Source organism: Paenibacillus solani (assembly GCF_001277345.1).
GTDB classification, from domain to species: domain Bacteria; phylum Bacillota; class Bacilli; order Paenibacillales; family Paenibacillaceae; genus Paenibacillus_AQ; species Paenibacillus_AQ solani.
Genome location: NZ_LIUT01000001.1, coordinates 375,429 through 397,981 on the forward strand (window position 1 = coordinate 375,429; position 22,553 = coordinate 397,981).

The window sequence follows — 22,553 nt, forward strand, 5'->3', positions numbered from 1 at the left end:
TTTCTGGATACATGCATTGTAATAGTATTTACGTCTTTTTGCAATATATATATGTCATTTAGATTTTAATATTTTTCTTTTTGATCGAGCGGTGGACTTGTCCTCAGGAATTTTTATTTCAAAGTTCCACCCAGGACGGAGCTGATTCTGATATATTTTCTGAATCGGACTTTCTAGCTCAAGGATGTACATTACGTACCCGCGTGTTAAAATTGGGCAGGGCCACTTTTGTGCCTGAATTGATAACAGGAGCGTGTTCTTCCGTGATCCATTTCATTCGCTTACGATAATGTGAGGTACAGATCCAAGTAGGCTCGGCCCTTTTTTTGATAACTGCGGCCAGAGTTTATTTTTCTGTGCCTTTTTCATTTCGTACGATCGAATGAAAGGGTGATTTTGCTGTGTCCAATAATGAAAGAATGTTAAAAAAAGCACAACTGCTATCGATACATGAGAAGATCTTTAGATGTCCGATTTGCGGCGGTCCCATGAAGGTAAAACAAGCGGCCAGCCTGGAATGCGAGAATGGGCATTGCTATGATTTATCCAGGCAGGGGTATGTAAATCTGCTGAACCATTCATCCAGAACCAGATATGACAAGGCACTGTTTGAGGCCCGCAAAGCGATCAGCGGCAGCGGTTTCTTTGACCCCTTGGTAAAAGCGGTAACAAATCGCCTGATTCGGGAACTAAATTCGAGGGAAGCAAAGAAACCTATAAGGCTGCTTGATGCAGGCTGCGGGGAGGGCTCCCATCTATCCGCCATTAAACGAAAGCTTGCCGAGCACTCCAGTATGCCTGATATTGTTGGTGTGGGCATGGATATTGCTAAAGAAGGCATTGTTATGGCCTCCAAGACATCCTCGGATTTGATATGGTGCGTGGCCGATTTATCCCAAAGTCCGTTTGCTGACAGGCAGTTTGATTACATTTTGAATATTCTGTCGCCTTCCAATTATGCGGAGTTTAGACGGGTGCTTGCGAGAGGCGGAGCCTTGGTGAAGATAATCCCGAATAGCTTGTATTTACAGGAGCTTAGAACCTTGTTGTATACAGGGACAGGCAAGGAAGTTTACTCTAATGACAGCACAATTGAACTGTTCAGCCGTCACTTTGAGCAAGTGGATGCTGAGCGGGTACAGTATTGTGTCGTCCTGGATGCCGACCAGATGAAACAGCTAATTCGCATGACGCCGTTATCCTGGGACGCTTCACCTGAAGCTATTGGACAAATACTTGGTGAAGAGACGGAGGTCACGGCGGACTTCATGCTTTTGTATGGACGGAATGAGGGATAACGTATGGTCTTTTTGCCGAAAAACACCGTTATATTTTGCTAAATTAAACCTGTTAGGGGATAATAGGAGTACCGTGTAAATATGAAAAAAAGGTGGTTGCCTAACGCATGACACTTCGAATGAATCCGTATTTGATCATGGATGGAGACGCTAAGGAAGCGATCCAATTCTATGAAAAAGCTTTGAATGCCCAAGTCGTCATGGTTCAAACCTTTGGCGAAATGCCCGCGAACTCGGATTTTCCGCTGCCGGAGAGCGCGAGGGACCGTGTATCTCATGCAAATCTTAAGGTCGGTGAGACGGTGTTGATGTTATCGGATACCTTTCCCGGTCAACCGGTCCAATCCAGCAATCAGGTCCAGATCTGTATCATGACGGATGATGCCAAGCATGCCAAGCAGATATATGAAGCTTTGAGCGAAGGCGGCAAGGTGGTTATGCCGCTGCAGGAAACGTTCTGGAGTCCTGCCTACGGAATTCTAGAGGATAAATACGGAGTAAACTGGAATATCTCGACCGAAGTTGAAGCGTAGAAAGCAGATGCCACTCTTGCTGGCTTAATAAAAAAAATGTCCTGACCATTTGCGGTCAGGGCATTTTTTGGGTTAGAGCTAAATGGAGTTCCTAATCTAAGCCCGGGACTCATCCCACCACTTATAGTAGATTTGGACATGCCCGGCAGGGCTTGCCACAAGCGGATCGATCACCTTCTTGCTCTTCTCGGCAGAGTCTACCTTCGCTAGGAAAGAGGAATCGACCGGGAAGCCATACAGATGAAGGAGCTCGGTCAGCATGCTACGCTGTGTTTTATCGGCAGCGTTGGATAGCGCAATCCCGCTGAACTGCATAATCTGCGGCTCGAATTGGACGGATACGGCATAATCCGTTTCACTGGTTTGCTTCGTGCTGGTCATGATGATTTTATTCAATCCGTCGTCATAGATGCGGTAACCACTGTATTTCGAGAATACCTTCTGACGAATCACGAGGTACATCTCGTCCCGGTATATATCCCATGGCGTTGGCAGCTTCGGAAGCATGGCGTCCGCACTCAGAGCAGTAGGGCGATCATACAGGTTAGACATTCCGCGGTCGGTCAGATTTTTGATCAGCTGAAGCACTTCGGCTCGCGTAATGGTGCCGCTGCCCACATAGCCTTCAATCGTATTCTCGCCCTTGATGCGGCCTTGTGCATACTTTTTACCCAAGACGTACTGAATAGCCTGATTTCCGTCGTAATTCACGCCATCGGCGCTGGATATCAGCTCGGCCACATGGGCCCGTGTTATGTATTGGCTGCGCTTGGATTTGTCAGCGAATCCGTGTACAGGGTAGTTCTTGAAATGCAGAAAATTATAATATTTATCCGACCAAAGTTCGGTCAAATAGTTCTCCTGCAGGTCCTTGCCCGTGATGCCGACAACCAGCATGCGAATGAATTCAGCCTCGGTCACATTCTGATTGGGCATAAACATTCCGTTGGCATAGCCATTGACAATCCCCTTGTCGACGCCCCATTCAATGGTCGTTTTTGCCCAGTGGTTTTCCATATCCCGAAAAGTAACCCCTGCGAAAGCGCTGCCAGCTCCCACGAACAAAGAGACAGCCAGGAGTATAGGCACACAAAGTGTCCTGAACTTCAACATCTTCATCCTCCATCTACAATTTGTAAAATACTACAAAATACATTGTATAAGTGTGATTTTCAGGTGGTCAAGCCTCTAGAAGCAGATCTGACAAAAGATGAGCTGTTGTAACTAGCTAACTAACTTTGTCGATACTTAGGGACTACAGGACTAAGGGTGTGCCTGCATGTAGAAGTTAAGGTAAGGAGTATCCTTAAATATACCCGGGTTTTTGGAATAGTCATGGGGATAAGATGCTCTTTCCATCTCATTAGAAAGCGATCATGAGCCATGGAGAATGTAGTAACAAAGTTAGGGGTCCAGAATTCCTATTGGAAGATGTCATATCTTTAGGTAAAATATCCCTTGACCATGAGATAAGAAGCATAAGCAGCTGAGGGATGTCATTCTTATCCCGCTTAGCTAACACATCGTATATGTAGTTAGTCTACGGAGAGAGAGCGTCGATAGACGGTTTTCTACTATCTTGAGAAGAGGAGCGAGGTATTCGATGAGATTGTTTCGAAAGTCATGTTTGATCATTTGCAGTTTGTTGCTGGCCGTTTCAGTATTAATGCCGCTTTCAGCAGTTCATGCAGCCGATCAGCAATGGATTAATCAAATATGGAGCGAGTATAAATCCTATAATAAAAAGACGGTAAATGCGTATAACGCTTATCAGAAGCAAGTAGATAAGAAGTACAAGCAGTTTTATGATGCAAGTCAAGCGTCCCTGAACCAGCTGGAGAAAAAAGTGCTGGATGATCAAAAACAGTGGAATGAGACGCTGCAGGCCGATCTGTCCCAGCTGAAGTTGAGATACGAAGGAAACCGCGATTTGAATAATAAGCTGACACAATATGAACGGTATATCAATCCTCATTATTTAAACAGTCCAATGTGGAAGTACAAGAACGCTGCAGACCGTCACTATCTAAATAGCACGCTTTGGAGGCTCAGCAAGCAAGTAGATGAACACTACTTGAACAGCTGGATGTGGAGATACAAGAAGGCGATTGACCCTCATTATCTGAACAGCCCAGCGTGGAGAATGAAAAATACGGTCAGTGAGTCTTATCTAAACAGTTCGATGTGGAAACTCAAGAATGCGTCCAGTTCCTCTTATCTAAACAGCCCAATGTGGAAATATGCGCGGGGCAAAATCAGTAAGGCGACAGCCAAGAATCAGTACAGTAAACTGTTTAAGGCATACACGGCAGAACTGTCCGAGAGCAATGCGGACAGAAAGTCCGAAATAGCGAGTATGGAGAAAGAGGCACAGAAATCAATAGATCAGCTATATAAAGATACCGTACTTGCCCTCGAGACACGCCGGGAGGAGACGCTTCAGAGCATATCTGACCTGCGGATCGAAATCACTGGAGAGGGCTTGCAGTGGGAAGCGCTGCTTGTAGAGAAACCGTAATATTATATAATATGTGCACTTAAGATAGAGAGCTGTCCGGGAAAGGTCTGAAGAGGCCAACACGGACGGCTTTTATTTTTGTAAAAATGAAAATAGGAAAATACAGGAGAATTCTTTGACTTCGGCTGTCTTTTCAAATACTATTATGTCTATAACCTAACAAAAGATAACACAAATAACAGCCAAATAGAAACACAAATTCTTACTTAAGTAGGTTGATAATAATGAAAACGAAAGTGACAATTCAAGAAATTGCCGATTTCACAGGCCTGTCTAAATTTGCGGTGTCTCGCGCTTTATCAGGGAAGTCGGGTGTCAGCCCGCAGACGAGGGAAATGATTCTGAAGGCTGCTGGGCAGCTGGGATATTTCAAAGATCAGCCCAATCCATCAACGGGAAGAAGTCAGCAGCTCCAGGAGCCGGAGAACAGAAAATGGGCGGGAGCCGTCCTTGTCCTGTTTCCGAATGTTCGTTATCAAAATCGCGAATCGCTGTATTGGGGACCGGTGTTTGACGGAATATCTGTACGGCTCAATCAAAAGGGGCTTGATATTCTGACATTGACGGAGCCTTCTAATGACCATATGTTCAGTCTTCTTAACCCGCAAGGAATCCTCGGGATCGTGACGGTAGGCTCAGTATCCACGCAAAATTTAATGGAAATCAAGAAACTCAACATCCCTGTAGTGATGGTGGACCATATGGACCCTGCATTCCAATCGGACACCGTATTCACTGACAATATGCACAGCATGAAGCAAATTATGACCAAGCTCATCAGTAGAGGTTATAATAAATTCCAATTTATAGGTAATATAGAAGATGCCCAAAGCTTCTATGAGCGCTGGATCGGCTTCTCATTCGCATTGGCGGAATATAGAATAGAGCATCAGCAGGAACCTTCTCTGATTAGTCCCGAGGTTGAGAATATATCCGAAACGCTGTCGAAAGCGCTGGCCGGCATAGAGTTGCCGGAAGTGTTTGTATGCGCGAATGATATGACAGCAGTACTCGTTATGGACGCACTCAAGGAACAAGGCATTGATGTACCCGGCCAGGTACAAGTGACCGGATTTGATAACACTTATGATCACCTGCCGATTATGGCAACCGTAAATGTAGATAAGGAATTGCTCGGGATGCGTGCCGTAGATCAATTACTTTGGCGTATATTGAATCCCGATACGAACTATGAGAGACTGCTAATCCAGGCTGATGTTCTTGTTAGGGAATTCACTAACGTAATGCGCAATACAGATCAATAATAAGCTCTATATCCTGTTTTGTGTGGACCCCGATGTCGTTTATGACATCGGGGTTTTTCATAACAAAATAACACAGGAGTTGAATTTGAGTGGAGATATAAAGATATGAACTTATTAATTTACTTGATATATAGCTACTTATCGCAGATAAGGAACCCAATCTAGATATTTTGTTTATAATACATTTGTTATTTAAATTGTTATTATTATGATAATTGATATTGACGATTATATACCCGGGTGTTATTTTTATTAAAACATTAATAACGAAAAGGAGATGGAGAGACCATCATGAATAATAACATTATGATTTTAAACCAATGGAAATTCAAAGCGTGTGACGAAACCGAGTGGCTTCCGGCTCAGGTGCCGGGCTGCGTTCATACTGACCTGCTGAAGAACGGCAAGATCCCCGATCCCTTCTACGGGACGAACGAGCATGATCTGCAGTGGATCGACAAGAAGGATTGGGAATATGAGACGACGTTTGATCTGGACCCGAATCTGAGTGCTCAATCCCGCATTGATCTCGTGTTTGATGGCTTGGACACCTATGCGGATGTTTTCGTGAACGGAACGAAGGTGCTTTCCGCGGGTAATATGTTTCGTACATGGCGGATCGACGTGAAATCGCATCTTAAGGCTACCGGTAACGTGATGAACATTCGCTTCCGATCCCCTATACAGGAGGATCTACCGAAGCTTGAGAAGCTCGGGTATCCGCTGCCAGCTTCGAATGATCAGTCTGAGCTTGGAGGTCTAGGTGATCAGAAAGTAAGTATTTTTGCACGTAAAGCACCTTATCATTACGGCTGGGATTGGGGGCCGCGGTTTGTGACCAGTGGCATCTGGCGGGAAGTCCGCATTGAAGCCTGGTCGGAAGTCCGTCTAGATGATTTGTTCATCCGTCAGGACGAGGTTACGACTGAAATGGCAAGGGTTACGGCTGCAGCTACTATAGAAGCGGTGCAGGCTTGGCAAGGGATGCTGCGTGTGAAGGCAGACGGTCAGGTATGGGAAAAGGAAGTAAATCTTTCAGAGGGGTGTCATACGGTTGAACTGGAACTTGCGATTGCTAAGCCGAAGCTGTGGTGGAGCCGCGGGCTTGGCGAGGCTAATCTGTATGATTTCCAGGCGGAACTTGTGAAGGCAGAGCGGTTGATTGCGGAGAAAAAGGTTAGGACAGGCGTGCGCACCGTCAAGCTAGTGCGGGAGAAGGATGAGCGAGGCACTTCCTTTTATTTTGAACTCAACGGCACGCCTGTATTTGCCAAGGGAGCAAATCATATTCCTAACGACAGCTTCATAACGGAAGTCACGGCCGAACGTTATCGCCATGAAATCGCGTCCGCTGCGGAGTCCAACATGAACATGCTGCGCATATGGGGTGGCGGTATTTATGAACAGGACGTATTTTACGAACTGTGTGATGAATACGGAATTATGGTATGGCAGGATTTCATGTTCGCTTGCAGCATGTATCCGGGCGATGAAGCATTTTTGGAGAATGTCCGTTTGGAAGCCGAGGAGAATCTGGTGAGGCTGCGTAATCATCCGAGCATTGTACTCTGGTGCGGCAACAATGAGATTGATAGCGCATGGTCGCACTATGAAGAGAATGGCGGCTGGGGCTGGAAGCAGGACTATACTGAGGAACTTCGTGAGAAAATTTGGAGCGACTACGAAGCGGTATTCCATGAGATTCTTCCTGAGGCCGTAACTGGTTATGCGCCGGGAGCGGAATATTGGCCATCCTCTCCGCTCGTATCGCTCAGTCATGACAAGGAACAGCATGCCAATCCGTCTACAACGAGCGGAGATATTCATTACTGGGGCGTGTGGCATAACACGGAGCCGTTTGATAACTACAATATGTATGTCGGCCGGTTCATGAGCGAATACGGGTTCCAGTCCTTTCCGGAACCGAAAACGGTGCGCACGTATGCGGAAGACAGCGATATGGAACTGGAGTCGAAAGTCATGCTGGCGCATCAGAAGAACGGTGCTGGTAACCGCTTGATCAAGACTTACATGGATCAATACTATAATGAGCCAAAAGATTTCGAAGCTTTCCTGCATATGAGCCAAATTCAGCAGGCTGAAGCGATGAAGATGGCGATTGAAGCCCATCGTCGCAACAAACCGTACTGTATGGGCACACTGTATTGGCAGATGAATGACTGCTGGCCGGTCGCTTCATGGGCGGGTATGGATTACCTCGGCAGATGGAAAGCTCTGCAGTATGTGGCCAAGCGCAGCTTCCGGGATGTCAGCCTATCGATCGAATCTAAGGATCAAGTGATTCGGGTTCACCTTGTATCCGATATTTCGGAGGCAATTCAGGGCACGCTGAAGATTCAGCTATTCGATTTTAGCGGCAAAGAGCTCCATGTATCCGAGCAGTCAATCCATGCGGAAGAGCAAGCGTCACTCATAGTATTCCGTGCCTTGGCCGATGAGCTGCTTGACGGACATGATCCATCCCAGGTCGTGCTTCTGGCTCAATTGCTCCAGGATGGAGATGTGGCCGACAGCAAAACATTCTATTTCGTAAACGACAAGCATCTTCGTTTGCACAACCCGACCATCAGTGTGAAAGAGGTCGAGGGGAGCCAAGGAACAACGTTTGTACTGGAGAGCAATGTGGTTGCCCGCCATGTCTGGCTATCCGCTGAGAAGGAGGGCTTCTACAGCGACAATTTCTTCGATCTGATTCCAAGCATTCCCATGACGGTTTCCTTCAGCCGCCGAGATAACGGAGAGCAGGCATTCGTATCTGACAAGCCAGGTAAAGTCGAAGTTCGTTCCATGGCGGACTGCATCGACCCGGCGATGGTACTGACGATTTAAAGAACATAATAAATCCCCTGAAAAAGAGCCGCTCCTTTACCATTTCTGGTGAAGGAGCGGCTTGTTTACATGGCGGAGGTTGTGGTATAGAAGAGATTCGGGATAAACGCATTCCCGGGCATACAGGGTGGTTATCACTAGTTCCACGAAGGATTGCTCGAGCTGTAGACAGTATCAAGCGCCAGTAATTAATGTTTTAATCTTTGGTCAATAACTCTTATATACCTAGTAGAGAACGACTTCCCCTCTCACTCCCCCTCCAAAAAAGAGCGAGAATAGCTGCGCCGCCGCCAATCGTTCGTCTTTTTAAACGTTCGTTTTTTTAGGGTTACTTGAAGTGCATCGAAGAAATGCCAACAATGAATGTCTACCTAAAGATAGTGCTCCAGCGGAGAAGGCGGAATGATTCTGGAGAAGCGGCAGCGTTCTCCTTTGCCCCCGGATTTCTACGATGCCTATTCATTCATGGAAATCTGGGGGCAACAGAGATCGGAAGAATCATCCGCATGCGGAGCGATGCAAAAAAACTACAGGCGGACATAGCGATGCTATGGGAGCAAGAAGTAAGAGGCCCTTATAAACCTCGCATCAAAAAAGACGACATCAGCTTTTTCGCTAATGTCGTCTTCGATTATTACTTGCTCGCTTTATAAGCTCCCAAGAATTCCTTCACCTTCGCCGGATCGGCGGTCAGCTCGTTGCCGGTTTTAACAATCGGGCTGAGGGTGGAGTAGGCTTTGATTTTGTTGTTGTTGTAGTAAGCCAAAATCTCATCCTGATTGATGGAGTAGAGGACGGCTTTTCTTAAATCATCGCTTGTTGCCACATCACGATTCTTCGTGTTGAACAGCAAGTAGGAGACGGCATTGCTCTCGATGGTTTGCAGCTTCAGCTTGCTGTCGCCTTTAACCACATCGTACTTCGTTTCAGGCACGCCGTAGTACAGGTGAATTTCACCGCTGCGCAGAGCGGAGAGCGTGCTGTCCGCATCTTTGATAAAGCGGACTTTCACCTCCTCAATCTTTGGTTCGTGCTTGGTGCCCTTCATGTAGCCAGGGTTTTTGTAGAAGGTCGCTTCATAGTCATTCTTGGAAGACAGGATGTACGGACCGCTGGCATACAGTGTGTTGTTGTATTTATCACCTTCGGTTACCGTGTTTTGGTCACCGTAAGGGATGTCTTTGTTCACATCGAATTTCTCTACATCATACGTATTAATAGATTCCACTTGTTTCTTCGATACGATACCGGCCGATTGGTGAGCCAGGTAGTTCAATACTTGCGGGAACGGTTCAGTTGTTGTCAACTTAATGACTTGGTATTTGCCGTCTTTCGTGCTTGCTTGATTCTTATCGTCCACGAGGGAAGTGATCTTGGTATCAAGGCCAGCTTCCAGCGCTTCCTTGACGCTTTCACTGCCACCGGAAACTTTGGTGTTTTCCAGTGGGCTCAGGTCCGTTACGGCTTCAACGGTGTTAATGTGCTCGTGAAGCGTATAGGTACGATGATCCGGTACCGAGTTCTTGTCTTTGGCTCTGTTCAGGGAGAAGATGACATCGTCCGCGCCTACGCGCTCGCCGGAATCTTCTGCTTTTTTGTTTGTGATTTTAGCAAAGTCGATATCATCTCTAAGAATGAAATAGTACTCCGAGTTGCCTTCGCCAATAGCATGGTTGTAAGACAGTGATCCTTCGGATGTGATCTTATCGTCATCGGTCAGGTTGATCAGGCGTACGTTCATGTTCGTGTTAATGATATTAATGGAACCGTCATTCCCCTTGATCGGGTCAAGAGAAGTCAATTCGGAGATGGACTGGGACAGAATCAGCGGCTGCGATGCACGCTTGGACTGGTCTTTGAAATCAACATCTTCCCAAGGCAGGGAACGGGATTTCGAGAGACGGACTGAATTCTCGTCCAGTACATCCTTGTTGAACGCTTGGCTCTTCAGAGAGATGTACAATGGTGCGATGTAAGCTTTGTCTGCAACGAGACGTTGTTCGAGCTGTTTATAGGTGTTAACTGCGTCTTCAGGCGTTTGTGTAGCTGCCTGGTCGATCAGTTTATCCACTTCTTCATCCGACATGATGCTGTAGTCGCCGCCGGTTTTGAAGAGGGAACGTACCGCATAGTCAGGATTACCTGTAACGGTTGTCCAGCTGGACAGTGCGACATCGTAATTGCCCGCATCCTGCTGGGCCTTGTAGCTGCCGTAGTCCGGCTGCAGGTTCAGCTTCACGTTGAAGCCGTTCTTTGTGAGCTGGTCGCGAATGATGTTGACATCCGATTCGTTTGCGCTCATGCCAAGCAGTTCAATCGTCACACCGGACGTATCAGTGGCTGTATCCGATGGTTCTTGCTGATTTTGCTGCGCATCATCTTTGGTCTTTACGTTGCATCCAGCCAGTACAATGACTAGCGAGAGGAACAGGAACAGCAAAGAACTTTTTTTCATTGGTGATACCCTCCTGAGATGTATATAAAATGTTTTGAAACCAAAGTCAGTGTTGCACTGGAGTTTTAATCCAGTTTAGGATCAAGCGCATCTCGCAGGCCGTCCCCTAGGAAGTTAAAGGATAGAACAAGCGCGATAATGGCTAGTCCCGGATAAATGGCAAGATAGGAATGCGTCTCTAGGTATGTGCTTCCAATCTTGAGGATATTCCCCCATTCGGGAATATGCGGCTCAACGCCAAGACCCAAATAACTCAAGCTGCTCGTTGAGATGACAGCTGCACCGATGGTTAACGTTGATTTGACGATCATGGGTGCGAGTGAGTTCGGGACAATATGCTTGAATATAATTGAAAAATTGCTGGAACCAAATGCTCTGGCTGCATCGATATATTCAAAGGTAGAGACCAGGAGCACATTCGCCCTCATCGTTCTGGCGTAAGTAGGTATAGCGCCTACGCTGAGTGCCAGGATGAGGTTGACCGTATTGGCGCCAAAAGCAGCAATGATCGCAATGGCGAGCAAGATGCCCGGAATAGCGTACAATACATCAAGCAAACGCATGATGATGTTATCGGTATGACGGCCATAGTATCCGGAAATGGCACCAAGCACGCCCCCGATGACAACGGGGATCGCCGTAGAGGCAAATCCGACAATGAGTGAGATCCGGGCTCCGAATACGATTCGCGAGAACAAATCCCGTCCGAAGTTGTCCGTACCGAATGGGTATGCAAGGCTTGGCCGCTGCAGAATGGCGCTGTAGTTATTATCAATAGCCATGCTGTAGTCGAAGGTGAACAGACTGCTCACCGATAGACAGAATAGAAAGATGACAAAGAACAATCCGGACATGGCTGTAGAGTTAGCAGTAAGCTTCACCCACACGTCGCCCCAGCGGGTCATCGCCGGATTGCCGTTCTTGCGTATCTTCGCAAGCAGGTTGATGCCAAGGACCAGGGCAAATATATTACCCGTAATCGCAGTCAGAATGAGCGGAAAGGCAAGCCAGGTCAATCCCGGATGTGCGTAGTCCGCTTTTACATATCTGGCAACGAGAATGAGGGCGACCAGGTGAATGACTGCGATTATCAGGAGCACAGCCATCGCTGGCAGGAATGTATTTGAGACGTAAGGCTTGAACAAGTTCAGCGCCGATACGGCGATTACAAACAGCTGAGTCAACAGCATATAAACGGCAATCGAATATTCAGGCGGTTTTTGTTTCTTGATGAGATTGAATCCGAAAGCAACGGTAAACAGATTTCCTGTAACGATGCTGAGCAGCTGGATACAGCCCAGCATCCTCGTTGATCGCCGGATTTCTCCCTGGCTGAGAAGATCCCGGCGGATGAGCAGCGTAAGGATAATCTGAATGACAGTAAAGACGGCGTAGACCGCAAAGACGGTGAACACCCATGGTTTTATGGTTCCCCCAGTGAAATCAAAGCTGTTCAGAAGCAGGATCACCGTTAAGGTCAAAGAGATAACCCATGTGAAGCTGGCTTGACTGTACTCGTGTGAGGATTTCAGCTGGTGCTTGGTTTCTTGTTTGGAAAGAAGCTTCTTGATCATGAGCACACCTGCTTTAGTATTGTTTCATCTTGGACCTGATCCTTGGATCGAAGAACGCGTACAAGATATCGATGATGACATTCACGAGCGATATAGTAATGGCTGTATAAACGACGCCGCCCATAATGGCCGGGATGTCCGGAATGAATTGTTTGTCTACGATATAACTTCCGATCCCGCTAATGTTGAATACCTTCTCCGTAACGGCAGAACCGCCTAGCATCCCGCCGAATTGAAGACCGATAACGGTAATAATCGGGATGATGGCATTGCGGACCGCATGCTTCATCAGAATGGTACCCTTGCTGAGTCCCTTGGCTCTGGCAGTGATCATATAATCTTCATGAATAACTTCCAGCGTTGAGGAACGCGTCATTCTGGCTACCGAAGCCGTAAGCCCTGTCCCGAGCACGATCACCGGCATAATCATGGACAACCAGTTGTCCGGATTAAAGGTAGCAGGCAGCCAATGCAGTTTAATGGAGAAGTTCAGAATAAAGATCAAACCCTGCCAAAAGCTTGGAATGGACAGTCCCAGCAGCGCAACAAACATAAAGGTATAGTCAAAGAACGAATTCGGTCTCGTAGCCGAAATAATTCCGATCGGCAATGCGATTGCAATTGCGATGATCAGGGAGATGACCGTGAGCGTCAGCGTAATCGGGAACTTTCTTGCGATGCTTGAGGTAATCTCCTCATTACCCGAGAACGATTTGCCGAGATCGAAATAGGCGATTCCCTTGATATTGTTCCATAGCTGCGTTAGATAGCCATGATCAAGCCCGTGCATTTTGTTAAAAGCAGCGATTTGCTCCGGCGTTGCCGTCTCACCGAGTATGTTGGCTGCGGGATTGAACGGCGATAAGTGCAGAATCGTAAAGACAAGCACCGCGACACCGAAGATAACGAAGATCGTCATAACGAGCCGCTCTAAAATATATTTTAGATAGGGATTGCTGTACAAAAAAATAAGGATGTACATAAGCAGGCCCGGGATAAGTGATATAATAAAAAACAATGGATTCTCAATAAGAGATTCGAATGTATCGGCCATCGTCAACCGTTTCTGATTGTTCAGCTTCAGTTCCCTGGCGGTCCGTTCTTTAAGGACTTCCTGGAACTTTGCTTCTGCAATCTTGTCGACTTCTTGCCGAAGCTGGCCTTCATTGATCCTCTGTTTGAAAAAGTCATGCTTGCGTTTCTGCTGCGCCAAGAGCTCGGAACGAAGTGCTTCCAGATACCCGGCAGCAAGCATCTCGCTGCGTATGCGGTTCTCAGCCGCCGTGTAATCATCCTTCTGTCTGTGAACCAAATAAAATAGGAAGACCACCAGATTCACGGGTGCCCCCAATATTAATAGTAAGTATTTATAAGAAGGATTGAGCAGAATCTTGCGGTATGTGCTGCTTATCGAATTTATGAGTCTGTTTGGTCTTGCTGCTTCTGTCCCCCCCATAAGATGCCTTTCCTCCTTGTGTCAAATTGCATTATTCCGAGTGATATAGTATATTTTATTTTAGGATATTTTAAAAGTCAATAGATTATGAGAGTAATAGCTATTACACTAATGACATATACGCATAATGGCAGGTGAGCAGAATTGGAACCGATATTGCAGGTTAAAAATTTGAGTGTAGCTTTTCAATCCCGAGATTCGGAGTTTCATGCAGTTCGCGGGGTCAGCTTTGAAGTCAGGAAGGGGGAGACCCTGGGAATCGTTGGGGAATCCGGGAGTGGCAAAAGCGTCACCGCACGCTCGATCATGCGGCTGCTGCCGTCTCCGCCTTCTTATATGAAGGATGGGGAGATCCTGTTCCTTGGCCAGAATCTGGCTGAGAAATCAGAGAAAGAGATGGAGAGTATTCGGGGACGCGATATCGGGATGATTTTTCAGGATCCTATGACTTCTCTTAACCCGACCATTCGGATCGGAGAGCAAATAGCAGAAGGACTGGCTAAACACCAGAAGCTATCCAAGCAGGAAGCGAAGAAACAGGCATTAGAGATGCTGAAGCTGGTTGGTATTCCGAACAGTGAAGCGCGTTATAATCAATACCCGCATGAGTTCTCAGGCGGCATGAGGCAGCGTGTTATGATTGCTATCGCGTTGGCGTGCAGACCTGCGCTGCTGATTGCGGACGAACCTACAACGGCGCTTGATGTTACCATTCAGGCCCAGATTCTTAACTTGATGAAAAATATGCAGGAGCGCTTCGGCTCTTCCATTATATTAATTACTCATGATCTTGGCGTCGTAGCGGGCATGTGCGACCGCGTGGCGGTGATGAAGGACGGCGTTATTGTGGAAACGGGGACGACAGAGGAAATTTTCGAAAATCCCCAGCATCCCTATACCTTGAAGTTGTTAAACGCATTGCCGCGTTTGGACGAGAAGAAGAAGGCGAAGCCTGCTCCGATCATCGTGCCAAGCACGGATTACCAAGGACCACTATTAGAAGTGAAATCCTTGAAGCAGTATTTTGATATGGGCAAAGGTAATGTGCTCAAAGCGGTGAATGATATCAGCTTTCACATTCAGGCTGGGGAGACCCTCGGAGTCGTTGGGGAGTCCGGCAGCGGAAAGTCAACGACGGGGCGAGCGATCCTCCGCCTTCATCAGCCGACAGGTGGGGAAGTGCTGTATCAGGGAATGTCCGTCAATCGCCTTACGCCTTCAGAGATGAAGACGATGCGGCGACATATGCAGATGATCTTCCAGGATCCGTATGCTTCACTAAATCCGAGATTGAAGGTTGTGGACATTATCGGGGAGGCCCTGGACGTTCATAAACTTACAGGCAGTAAGCAAGAGCGGAAGAAACGGGTCGAGGAGCTGCTGGATATGGTGGGATTGGATCCTGCTTTTGCTACCCGCTATCCGCATGAGTTCTCGGGCGGACAACGCCAACGGATCGGGATAGCCCGTGCGCTTGCAGTGGAACCGAAATTTATCGTGTGCGATGAGCCGCTGTCTGCGCTTGATGTGTCGATCCAATCGCAGATCGTGAAGCTGCTGGAGGAGCTGCAGCATCGTCTGGGCCTGACCTATCTGTTTATTGCGCATGACTTGTCGATGGTCAAGCATATCAGTGACCGCGTTGCCGTAATGTATATGGGCAAAATCGTCGAACTCGCGGAAAGCGAGGAGCTCTATTCCAATCCGCAGCATGAGTATACGAAGTCCCTGCTCGCTGCAATCCCCGTGCCCGACCCGAAGATTGAAGCCAAGAAAAAACGGGTGTTGCTGGAAGAGCGCACCGGAGAGGACAAATATAATCTCGAGCATTCGGAGCTTGTGGAAATATCGGAAGGCCACTGGGTAGCCATGCCAACCGGAGCCTAATCGATCAATCATAAACCTGTCCCGTCATGGGACAGGTTTTTTTTGTTCGAAGTAGAGCGGACAAGCCATACATGATCTTTTTTGACGTTTGGCATGTTTTTTAAGAGGAATTGAGCACCCCATGGCAAATATCTAATGTTAGGAAGCGTTCTCACGAGAATGAGCTTACGAATTTCCAATTGTACGTACATTAGCAGCATACAGATGAGGAGGGAATGGAATGAATCTTTTGCAGCAAGGGGATGTCGTATTATTTCAAGGGGACAGCATTACGGATTGCGGTCGTGACCGGAACTATTCCGGCAGCTTGGGGAATGGTTATCCGCTCCTGATCGACTCGTTGTTCGGTATGCAATACCCAGAATTGAACGTGACCTTTTTGAACAAAGGGATTAGCGGTAACCGGGTCGTAGATTTGAATGAGAGATGGCAGGAGGATTGCCTGGATCTGAAACCGGACTGGCTATCCATCTATATTGGAATCAACGATACATGGCGCCGATATGATAGCGGGGACCCGACAAGCACCCAGGCTTTTAAAGACGGGTACCGGAAATTGATTGAACGGACCAAAGAGGCGCTGGATGCCAAGCTGATTATGGTTGAACCGTTCGTGCTGCCGCACCCGGAGGATCGCAGAGCGTGGCGCGAGGATCTCGATCCAAAAATCACGGCGGCCCGCGAATTGGCGGTTGAATACGGAGCGCTGCTGGTGCCGCTTGATGGATTGTTTGCGGCCGCGTCGGTGCGCCGTGAAGCTGCGTTCTGGGCGCCCGATGGTGTGCATCCGTCACCAGCTGGACATGGTCTGATTGCCAAGGCCTGGCTTGAAACGATGGGAGTCTCTCTGGGCTAGTACATTGGAGGTCAATCATCGCTGGGCATGATGTGGCTAATAGCTTATATAATGTAATGGAATAGAAAGAGCTCGGGCATGGTTTTGATGCTGCCCGCAGCTCTTTTTGTATAGGAATTGAATGTGGGTATGAAACATGGGCTCGCAGCTACCGATACATATATAAATGAAAGAGATTAAGTCTAAAACTGGAATAGATGAAGGGCTGATGAGAGTTAGAAATAACTTTTATTTTTTTTGCTTGTTTAATGCAGCACAGTAAAGCAAGAAAATAATGGTTGACGTCCTCCGTTAAATCCTATAGGATTACTTGTATTAATATTCATTTTTTACGGATAACAGGGGGAGAGAGACATGAGAGGCTTTAAACATGTAAGGAAATTAACGACGCTGGTGCTTGCATTTATGATCGTCTTGACTGGCTGCACTGAGTCGGGCAGCGGTGGTAAAGCATCCGGAAAACTGGCGGACAAGGTTGAGAACCTGCCAGCAGGCATTGCAGAGAAAGATCCGGTAAAGCTGATGGTCGTTCGAAAGATCGGCGGGGATGATCATACGGCCCAATTCCTGGCTGGGGCGAAACAAGAAGGCGAGGCGCTGGGGTTTAAGGTAGATACCTTCTCGGCAAACGGCGATTCAGCCAAATTTCATGATGCGATTGCACAAGCCATTAACAGTGATTACGATGGATTCATCATATCTCACGGAGACGACCCTGCATCGGTTCAAGACGTGAAGAATATTACGGATAAAGGTATTCCCGTTGTCACCTTCGACTCTTTGCCGGAAATTGGTGACATTGCAGGGGTAACCCAGACATCGCAGGATGACGAGCAGCTTGCGAAGCTCGCGCTCGATAAGCTGGTAGAAGAGCAGGGACCAGACGCCAACATTATATATCTCTGGGTTGACGGATTCCCACCGATGGTTCGCCGCAATACCGTATATCAGGAAACTCTGAAGAATAACCCTGGCATTAAGGAAGTGGAGCGTTTTGGCGTGGCAAGCGATCAGACCTCGCTGGATACGCAAAATGCGGTCTCCGCTATTCTGACAAAATATCCAAAAGGCGAAATCGATGCAATCTTCGCAACCTGGGATGCATTCGCCATCGGCGCGGCAAGAGCCTTGGAGGAAGCGGGACGCACGGAGATCAAAATTTACGGCATTGATGTATCCAATGCTGATCTTGAACTGATTCAGAAGCAAGACAGTCCATGGGTGGCTACGGCTGCGGTTGATCCGAAGATGATTGGCGCGATCAATGTCCGTTTGTTGGCCAAGAAGATTGCCGGTGAGGAAACACCTGCGGTACATAATCTGGAGCCTGTATTGATTGAGCGCTCCAGCCTAGAGGGAGCAGCCGAAGCGGTCAATATGGTCAATCTGGCTGATATTATCCCTAACTGGGGAATTAGCACCGAGTTCGAAGAAGACTGGATGAAGGCGCTGAAGGAAGCGGGCGGCAAATAAACAGCAATATCCATACAGGCGCTCTTATCAGTCATCGATAAGAGCGCCCATCCTATTTGAAGGGAAGAATACACTTGCAAAGCGTTATTGAGCCAACAACGGCCGCAGTGAGCGACTTGTCATGTGCGGCACCCTTACTTGAAATGAAGCGTATATCGATCTCTTTTCCAGGTGTGAAGGCATTAACCGACGTGGATTTTCGTACGACGGCAGGAACGGCCCATGCGCTGATCGGCGCGAATGGCGCAGGAAAATCAACATTAATGAAGATTCTGTCGGGGGCATACAACCACTACGAGGGCGAGATTTGGATGAATGGGGATAAAGTGGACATTCGTTCACCGAAGGAAGCGAAGGACCTCGGCATTCAGATCGTTTATCAAGAAGTGGATACGGCACTTATTCCGAATCTGACGGTTGGAGAGAACATCATGCTTGACCGGACCGTTCATGATATGGGTAAACGGCAATTGATCCGCTGGAAGGAGCTTCATCAGGAAGCCGAATCGATTCTTGCACGGATGAACATCCAGGTTCCGAGCAGGAAGCTGGTATCGGAGCTGACGCTGGCAGAGAAGCAGATGGTGCTCATTGCCAGAGCCGTCTCCAAACAGTGCCGAATTCTCGTGCTGGACGAACCGACCGCTCCGCTCAGCCACAGTGAAACGGAGCAGCTGTTCAAGCTGGTGATTAAGCTGAAGCAGGATGGGGTCGGTATTATTTTTATATCACATCGTCTGCCGGAGCTGTATGCCATCTGCGATGACATTACGATCATGCGGGACGGATTGCTGGTCAAAAGTGACCGCATCACAAATATCGATCAGCCGAAGGTAGTGGAATACATGCTGGGCTCCAAGATGGAGCAGCAGTTCCCTCACGCAAAGCGAGACATCGGCGACGTTTGGTTCGAAGTGAAGAACATGCAGGATCCAGGCAAAATCAATGACGTTAACCTCCATATTCGTCAAGGGGAGATCGTTGGACTGGCCGGTCTTGTCGGAGCCGGGAAAACCGAGCTGTGCCGGGCCATATTCGGAGCATCCGAAACTTCGACCGGCGAGATTACGCTGAAAGGGAAGAAGCTGCGCATCCGTTCGCCGTACGATGCCGTTTCACACGGCATTGCATTGGTCCCTGAGGAACGCCGTCGCCAAGGCGTGTTCGTGGATGAACCGGTGTCCGTGAACGTAACGGCCGCGGTGCTGTCCCGTTTTTCCAAATGGGGAACTTGGCTTAACTTTGGCAAAGAGAAACAGGCGGCTAGAGAGATCATCGAGTCACTTGGAGTCAAGACTCCGAATGAAAGAGCAAGAGTGAAGAATTTGTCCGGGGGGAACCAGCAGAAAGTAGCGATCGGCAAATGGCTGCTGGTGGATGCGGATGTATACATATTCGATGAGCCGACCAAGGGAGTTGACGTTGGTGCGAAGCGGGATATATTCCGGTTGGTGGCCGAGCTGGCCGAGCGGGGGAAATGCGTGCTGTACGCCTCAAGCGAGCTGTCTGAGATTGTAGGCATCACCGATCGGGTGTATGTGATGTATGACGGCCGCATTGCGAAGGAGCTCACGACACGGACATCCAACGAAGAGGAAATATTGCTTTATTGCACAGGAGGCGGGTTGACATGAATACAGCAAGACCTGTTAAGGAAAAGCCGGCGGCTAATTTCGCTTTTGATTTTCTGTATAAATATGGCACGTTGATGACGGTTCTTGTTCTTATAGCTGTATTTGGGAGTGTCGCCGACAACTTTTTGAATACAAGCAACATCATTAACATCCTCCGTTCGATCTCAATTGTGACCATTATTGCGGTTGGATTGACCGTATCGCTGGCTGTTGGCGGTTTTGATCTGTCTGTCGGTTCCACAGCCTCGTTGGCGAATGCGCTGGTCATTTCGATGTTCGTCTGGCATGGGCAAAATATCGGCATCGGCATTGGCCTCACGCTCCTGTTCTGTCTGGCCGTTGGATTGATTAATGCCTTTCTGGTCATCAATTTCAAGATTGACGATATGCTGATGACTCTGGCCACGATGTTCATATTCCAGGGCGTTGCACTTACCTATACCCGCGGCGCCACCGTTTCCCAAAATATGATCATGCCCGGCGGGGACTTTGCCACAGGGAAAATTCCTGCCATGTTCGAGAAGATCGGACAAGTGCCGTGGATCATCGTCATCATGGTGCTGGTGGTCATCGTGGTCCATCTGTTCTTGACCTATACGAAGCACGGTCGGTATATGTATATGATCGGAGGCAATCGTGAAGCTGCGGCGTTGTCCGGCATTCCGGTAAGCAGATATCGTTTGATTGCCTATTTGGTCTCCGCACTGTTTGCTGCCATCGGCGGAATTATTCTTGGGGCACGGGTGATGACTGCCGAAGTCAATGCCGGCGGGCCTTACCTCATGGATGCAGTGGCCGCGACGTTCATCGGATACTCCGTGTTCGGTGCCGGCAAGCCGAATGCACTGGGAACCTTCGTCGGCGCGGTGTTGATCGGTATTTTGCAAAATGGTCTGATCATGCTGTCGGTGCCGTATTATGCGATGGATATCGTGAAGGGTTCTGTGCTGGCACTGGCGCTTGCTCTGACCTATTATAAGAAGAGACACTAAAGTATACTTACGGTGGCTGTCTAGCAGTAGATTAGGAACTCAGCTACAATTCTATAAGGACTGTCCCTCCAGTGAGCATGCTGCTGGAGCGGATGGTCTTTTTTCATACATAATTGAGGTTATCCTGTATAGCATTCCATGATTTGGATAATTAGTTGACGTACTCAACTTGGATTCATTATCCTTGTATAAGGCTAATCATTAAATTAACTCACAATAAATTCCTCTTATAAAGAGAAAGGGGACTCATCATGAAAAAAACAACCTTCATACAACCAGACCCCAAGGCCTGGCTGGACAAGTTTCACTTTGAAATTCCGATCAAGATCAGGTATTGCGAAACAGACATGCTGGGCCATGTCAATAACGTGAGCTACTTTATGTATTTTGAACAGGGACGCATTGAATATTTCGAGAATTTGGGATTAACGGAGGATTTGTTCAGCGATAAGCAGGTGTCGGTCGTTGCAGATCTGGAATGCCAGTATCTTGCACAATTGTATCTCAAGGATCCGCTTAGACTTCATGTTCGGGTGGCTGAGATCGGGCGTTCCTCCATGGACGTCCAGTATGCGATTGTGGTGGACGGCGCCTTAAAGGCTGCCGGACGCGGGACGATCGTATTGATCGATACGGCAACAGGCAAGAGCACGCGTATCCCGGATTCGGCCCGCGAACAAATTTCTTCTTTTGAAGGATGGGCGCAATGATTGTGGGCATATAAATCGAAAATGAGAAGGGAAGGGATTAGGGATGAATATCCGTTTTGCCATTATCGGCACAAACTGGATTACCGAGCGGTTTCTTCAAGCCGCTCTGGAGACGGAAGAGTTTATTCTTGCTGCGGTATATTCCCGAACGGAGGACAAGGGTAAGGCCTTCGCGGCCAAGTATGCAGACCCGAAAGTGTACACGGACCTTGCGGCAATGCTGCAGGATGATGAGATTGACGCGGTATATATCGCGAGTCCCAATTCGTATCATGTAGACCAGGCGATACTATGCATGAATCATGGAAAGCATGTCCTGTGCGAGAAGCCAATGGCCTCCAATGCAGCCGAGGTGTCTGCCATGATCAAAGCTGCAAAGAAGAACAATGTTCTGCTGATGGAAGCTATGAAGTCCACCTTGATGCCGAATTTCAAGACCGTCAGGGACAATCTGTACAAGCTCGGCCCGATCCGGCGCTATTTTGCTAGCTATTGCCAATATTCCTCCCGGTACGATTCTTTCAAGCAAGGAACGGTTCTCAATGCATTTAATCCTGAATACTCCAATGGCTCACTCATGGATCTGGGAATTTATTGCCTGTATCCGATGGTGACCCTCTTCGGTAAACCGGACGCTGTGAAGGCTTCGGGTTATATGTTATCCTCCGGTGTGGATGGCGAAGGCAGTCTCTTGTTGTCCTATCCCGAGATGGATGCGGTTATTATGCATTCCAAGATTAGCGATTCCTATGCGCCGACCGAAATCCAGGGCGAGAACGGCACAATGATCATTGACAAGATCAATCAGCCCTATGATGTGAAGATCCGCTATCGTGACGGAACCATCGAGAATGTAACCCAGCTGCAGACACATGAATCGATGTATTATGAAGCACAGGAATTTATCGATTTAATCCGCTGTGGCGAGCGGGAGAGCGCAGTCAATACATACGCCAATACGCTCACTACCGCTGAGATTATGGAGGAAGCCAGACGCCAGATCGGACTTGCCTTCCCGGCGGATTCCCGCACCGATATATGATATTTGTCAT

The 22,553-nt window shown here is 48.0% G+C and carries 17 protein-coding genes; 13 read left to right on the top strand and 4 right to left on the bottom strand.

Features of this window, described 5'->3' with window-relative positions:
* The first annotated feature begins 419 nt into the window (after positions 1-419).
* Positions 420-1,298, top strand: coding sequence for a putative RNA methyltransferase (locus tag AM231_RS01670; protein WP_341271599.1), 879 nt, complete (start codon positions 420-422; stop codon positions 1,296-1,298).
* A gap of 107 nt (positions 1,299-1,405) precedes the next feature.
* Positions 1,406-1,831 carry a VOC family protein gene (locus AM231_RS01675; protein WP_054401029.1) on the top strand — a complete coding sequence of 142 codons (426 nt, stop codon included), beginning with the start codon at positions 1,406-1,408 and terminating at the stop codon, positions 1,829-1,831.
* A gap of 96 nt (positions 1,832-1,927) precedes the next feature.
* On the opposite strand, the gene AM231_RS01680 is transcribed toward AM231_RS01675, so the two are convergent.
* Entirely contained in the window at positions 1,928-2,944 is a 1,017-nt protein-coding gene (locus tag AM231_RS01680) for an S-layer homology domain-containing protein (protein ID WP_054401030.1), read from the bottom strand.
* Positions 2,945-3,434: 490 nt separating this feature from the next.
* Here AM231_RS01680 and AM231_RS01685 point away from each other — a divergent pair, with 490 nt between their 5' ends.
* From AM231_RS01685 to AM231_RS01700, 4 genes are all read left to right on the top strand, one after another.
* Positions 3,435-4,349 (top strand): hypothetical protein, encoded by a 915-nt coding sequence (locus AM231_RS01685; protein ID WP_054401031.1) that lies wholly within the window; start codon positions 3,435-3,437, stop codon positions 4,347-4,349.
* Between the two features lie 224 nt (positions 4,350-4,573).
* A complete protein-coding gene (locus tag AM231_RS01690) occupies positions 4,574-5,614 on the top strand; it encodes a LacI family DNA-binding transcriptional regulator (protein WP_054401032.1) in 1,041 nt (346 codons plus the stop codon).
* 291 nt (positions 5,615-5,905) lie between these two features.
* The gene (locus AM231_RS01695; RefSeq protein ID WP_054401033.1) at positions 5,906-8,464 is read left to right on the top strand and encodes a beta-mannosidase; all 2,559 of its coding nucleotides are present in this window, start codon (positions 5,906-5,908) and stop codon (positions 8,462-8,464) included.
* 359 nt (positions 8,465-8,823) lie between these two features.
* Entirely contained in the window at positions 8,824-9,117 is a 294-nt protein-coding gene (locus tag AM231_RS01700; protein ID WP_054401034.1) for a hypothetical protein, read from the top strand.
* Here AM231_RS01700 and AM231_RS01705 read toward each other — a convergent pair.
* The 3 genes from AM231_RS01705 to AM231_RS01715 all read right to left on the bottom strand — a co-directional run bounded on the left by AM231_RS01705 (position 9,099) and on the right by AM231_RS01715 (position 13,949).
* Positions 9,099-10,919: an ABC transporter substrate-binding protein gene (locus AM231_RS01705; protein ID WP_054401035.1), complete on the bottom strand. Its 1,821-nt coding sequence runs from the start codon at positions 10,917-10,919 to the stop codon at positions 9,099-9,101. The two genes, AM231_RS01700 and AM231_RS01705, sit on opposite strands and share 19 nt — an antisense overlap.
* A 65-nt stretch (positions 10,920-10,984) precedes the next feature.
* Entirely contained in the window at positions 10,985-12,493 is a 1,509-nt protein-coding gene (locus tag AM231_RS01710; protein WP_054401036.1) for an ABC transporter permease, read from the bottom strand.
* Positions 12,494-12,506: 13 nt separating this feature from the next.
* Positions 12,507-13,949 (bottom strand): ABC transporter permease, encoded by a 1,443-nt coding sequence (locus AM231_RS01715; RefSeq protein ID WP_053489600.1) that lies wholly within the window; start codon positions 13,947-13,949, stop codon positions 12,507-12,509.
* A 144-nt stretch (positions 13,950-14,093) separates the two neighbouring features.
* On the opposite strand from AM231_RS01715, the gene AM231_RS01720 reads away from it, so the two are divergent.
* From AM231_RS01720 to AM231_RS01750, 7 genes are all read left to right on the top strand, one after another.
* Positions 14,094-15,836 carry an ABC transporter ATP-binding protein gene (locus AM231_RS01720; protein ID WP_054401037.1) on the top strand — a complete coding sequence of 581 codons (1,743 nt, stop codon included), beginning with the start codon at positions 14,094-14,096 and terminating at the stop codon, positions 15,834-15,836.
* A gap of 220 nt (positions 15,837-16,056) precedes the next feature.
* Positions 16,057-16,692: an SGNH/GDSL hydrolase family protein gene (locus tag AM231_RS01725; RefSeq protein ID WP_054401038.1), complete on the top strand. Its 636-nt coding sequence runs from the start codon at positions 16,057-16,059 to the stop codon at positions 16,690-16,692.
* A 354-nt stretch (positions 16,693-17,046) separates the two neighbouring features.
* Positions 17,047-18,165, top strand: a complete 1,119-nt coding sequence (locus AM231_RS01730) for a sugar ABC transporter substrate-binding protein (protein WP_054401039.1) — start codon at positions 17,047-17,049, stop codon at positions 18,163-18,165.
* Positions 18,166-18,308: 143 nt separating this feature from the next.
* Entirely contained in the window at positions 18,309-19,799 is a 1,491-nt protein-coding gene (locus AM231_RS01735) for a sugar ABC transporter ATP-binding protein (RefSeq protein ID WP_054403511.1), read from the top strand.
* Positions 19,796-20,791, top strand: coding sequence for an ABC transporter permease (locus tag AM231_RS01740; RefSeq protein ID WP_054401040.1), 996 nt, complete (start codon positions 19,796-19,798; stop codon positions 20,789-20,791). The genes AM231_RS01735 and AM231_RS01740 overlap by 4 nt, the downstream gene beginning before the upstream one ends.
* 251 nt (positions 20,792-21,042) lie before the next feature.
* Entirely contained in the window at positions 21,043-21,501 is a 459-nt protein-coding gene (locus AM231_RS01745) for an acyl-CoA thioesterase (protein ID WP_054401041.1), read from the top strand.
* Positions 21,502-21,544: 43 nt separating this feature from the next.
* On the top strand, positions 21,545-22,543 hold the full coding sequence (locus AM231_RS01750; RefSeq protein ID WP_054401042.1) for a Gfo/Idh/MocA family protein: 999 nt from the start codon (positions 21,545-21,547) through the stop codon (positions 22,541-22,543).
* Positions 22,544-22,553: the final 10 nt, after the last annotated feature.

What these genes read in the sequence shown, in the direction of transcription:
- AM231_RS01745 (WP_054401041.1), top strand. Translation starts at nt 21,043, where the DNA reads ATGAAAAAAACAACCTTCATACAACCAGACCCCAAGGCCTGGCTGGAC.
- AM231_RS01750 (WP_054401042.1), top strand. Translation starts at nt 21,545, where the DNA reads ATGAATATCCGTTTTGCCATTATCGGCACAAACTGGATTACCGAGCGG.
- AM231_RS01690 (WP_054401032.1), top strand. Translation starts at nt 4,574, where the DNA reads ATGAAAACGAAAGTGACAATTCAAGAAATTGCCGATTTCACAGGCCTG.
- AM231_RS01725 (WP_054401038.1), top strand. Translation starts at nt 16,057, where the DNA reads ATGAATCTTTTGCAGCAAGGGGATGTCGTATTATTTCAAGGGGACAGC.
- AM231_RS01735 (WP_054403511.1), top strand. Translation starts at nt 18,309, where the DNA reads ATGAAGCGTATATCGATCTCTTTTCCAGGTGTGAAGGCATTAACCGAC.
- AM231_RS01740 (WP_054401040.1), top strand. Translation starts at nt 19,796, where the DNA reads ATGAATACAGCAAGACCTGTTAAGGAAAAGCCGGCGGCTAATTTCGCT.
- AM231_RS01715 (WP_053489600.1), bottom strand. Translation starts at nt 13,949, where the DNA reads ATGGGGGGGACAGAAGCAGCAAGACCAAACAGACTCATAAATTCGATA.
- AM231_RS01700 (WP_054401034.1), top strand. Translation starts at nt 8,824, where the DNA reads ATGAATGTCTACCTAAAGATAGTGCTCCAGCGGAGAAGGCGGAATGAT.
- AM231_RS01685 (WP_054401031.1), top strand. Translation starts at nt 3,435, where the DNA reads ATGAGATTGTTTCGAAAGTCATGTTTGATCATTTGCAGTTTGTTGCTG.
- AM231_RS01710 (WP_054401036.1), bottom strand. Translation starts at nt 12,493, where the DNA reads ATGATCAAGAAGCTTCTTTCCAAACAAGAAACCAAGCACCAGCTGAAA.
- AM231_RS01675 (WP_054401029.1), top strand. Translation starts at nt 1,406, where the DNA reads ATGACACTTCGAATGAATCCGTATTTGATCATGGATGGAGACGCTAAG.
- AM231_RS01695 (WP_054401033.1), top strand. Translation starts at nt 5,906, where the DNA reads ATGAATAATAACATTATGATTTTAAACCAATGGAAATTCAAAGCGTGT.
- AM231_RS01670 (WP_341271599.1), top strand. Translation starts at nt 420, where the DNA reads ATGTTAAAAAAAGCACAACTGCTATCGATACATGAGAAGATCTTTAGA.
- AM231_RS01705 (WP_054401035.1), bottom strand. Translation starts at nt 10,919, where the DNA reads ATGAAAAAAAGTTCTTTGCTGTTCCTGTTCCTCTCGCTAGTCATTGTA.
- AM231_RS01680 (WP_054401030.1), bottom strand. Translation starts at nt 2,944, where the DNA reads ATGTTGAAGTTCAGGACACTTTGTGTGCCTATACTCCTGGCTGTCTCT.
- AM231_RS01730 (WP_054401039.1), top strand. Translation starts at nt 17,047, where the DNA reads ATGAGAGGCTTTAAACATGTAAGGAAATTAACGACGCTGGTGCTTGCA.